The sequence below is a fragment of the Ectothiorhodospira magna genome (assembly GCF_900110965.1).
Classification (GTDB): Bacteria; Pseudomonadota; Gammaproteobacteria; order Ectothiorhodospirales; family Ectothiorhodospiraceae; genus Ectothiorhodospira; species Ectothiorhodospira magna.
Window position 1 is genome coordinate 1 of sequence record NZ_FOFO01000051.1, and the last position, 2,081, is coordinate 2,081.

General features: G+C 57.7%; 2 protein-coding genes. Both read left to right on the forward strand.

What is annotated here, in order from left to right:
• A partial coding sequence (locus BMX62_RS12450) for an ATP-binding protein (protein ID WP_090209612.1) occupies window positions 1-1,365 on the forward strand: 1,365 nt, incomplete at its 5' end.
• Between the two features lie 462 nt (window positions 1,366-1,827).
• On the forward strand, window positions 1,828-2,081 hold a 254-nt coding region (locus BMX62_RS12455), incomplete at its 3' end, for an AAA family ATPase (RefSeq protein WP_156055396.1).

The window sequence follows — 2,081 nt, forward strand, 5'->3', positions numbered from 1 at the left end:
GCCAACGAACCTTTGTTCCGGGGCCTGTACATCCACGACCGCTGGGACTGGAAAACCCGTCATCCGGTCATCCGGATCAGTTTTGCCGATGGGGTCATGAGCAGTCGTCGGGCGCTGGATCAGCACATTGAAGAGCTGTTGCGTGAACACTCTCAAAGGCTGGGGATTACCCTGAGCAATGAAAGTATTCAGGGGCGGTTCCGGGAATTAATCACTGGGACTCACCAGCAGCACGGCCAGCGGGTGGTGGTCCTGATCGACGAATACGACAAGCCCATCCTGGACAATATCACCGATGCCGAGGTGGCCCGCGAACTGCGGGAAGGGCTGAAAAACCTCTATTCCGTCCTCAAGGATGCCGACCCCCATCTGAAATTCTGCCTGCTCACCGGTGTGTCCAAGTTCAGCAAGGTCAGTCTGTTCTCGGGGCTGAACAACCTGCGTGACATCACCCTCTCCCGGGACTACGGCGCCCTCTGCGGCTACACCGACGAGGACCTCGATACCGTCTTTGCGCCGGAACTACCGGGCCTGGATCGGGAGCAGATCCGGCAGTGGTACAACGGTTATCGCTGGGGGGATGAGCGGTTACCCTCGGTCTACAACCCCTTTGACGTCCTGTTGCTGTTCCAGGAGCGGGAGTTCCGACCCTATTGGTTCGAAAGTGCCACACCCACATTCCTGGTGAAACTCCTCGCCGAACGGGGTCTTTACACCCCGCGGCTGGATACCCTGGAAACAGAGGCCGCCCTTCTGGGCCGCTTCGACGTGGACGAGATTGCCACCGAGGCCCTGTTGTTCCAGACCGGCTATCTCACCGTACACAAGGTGGAGCAGCCCATGACTGGTTACTGGCTCTACACCCTGGGCTATCCCAACCGGGAAGTGGAGGCCAGTCTCAACCAAGCTCTGCTCCCGGCCCTGGGCATGCCCAGGGCAGCCCAGCATCGCATCAGTCTGTTTCGTGCCCTTCAGGCCCATGACCTGCCGGCGCTGGAAACCCACTTCAAGGCCCTGTTTGCCGGCCTGCCCCACGACTGGTACCGCAACAATCCCATTGCCCAGTATGAAGGTCATTATGCCAGCGTGTTTTACAGCCACCTGGCCGCCCTGGGACTGGCCATCACCGTGGAAGATGCCGGCAACACTGGCCGTGTGGACATGACGGTGGATTTCAATGGTCACATCTATCTGTTCGAGTTCAAGGTGGTGGAGCAGGTGCCAGAGGGCAGGGCCTTGCAACAGCTCCAGGAAAAGGGCTACGCCGACAAGTACCGGGGGCAGGGCAAGCCCATTCACCTCATCGGCGTGGAGTTCTCCAGGGAACAGCGGCAGATCATCGCTTTTGACGTGCTGAGCTTGTGACCAGACGATCAAGTCACTCATGAAAATTTTGAGCTGAGTCAAATTTTTTGCAAGTGTTGCTTGTCTTCATGTTCCCGAGTATGGGATTTATATCCCGTCGCCAAGTATTGGCGCATCAAGGATGGGCAATCAGGTTCAGGATGAGCTGTCAGGGAATAGACCCGCCATGCGACATCTAAAACCCGTCACAGGGATTGTGACGGGGATTTACCTTTTTAGTCTTACGACCATCTGATCAAGAGCAAAGTGACCCCTGCAAGGAGATGCCGCCGGTTTTTCTGCAGGTCTATCAGCCCACCTGCGCTACTATCTGGTGAACCAGTCAGCCTTCACCGAGGATGAGCTGGCGGCCCGCATCCGGGCGTATCCGAAGGCGTGACTGGCTGAGTGAGGGGCGGCTCAGCCCCGGCTTCGTGATATTCTGCCCTGACAGTAAAACCTTTCAGGTGCCGAGTTCCCTCCATGGCTACCCAGCTCAATCTCCCCATCGGCGTACAGGCGTTCAGCAAAATCCGCACTGGTGGGTTCTACTATGTGGATAAAACCCCCTACCTTCATCAGCTGATCGATGAAGGCAGCTATTATTTCCTCTCCCGCCCTCGCCGCTTCGGCAAGAGCCTGCTGCTGGACACCCTCAAGGAACTGTTCGAGGCCAACGAGCCTTTGTTCCGGGGCCTGTACATCCACGACCGCTGGGACTGGAAAACCCGTCATCC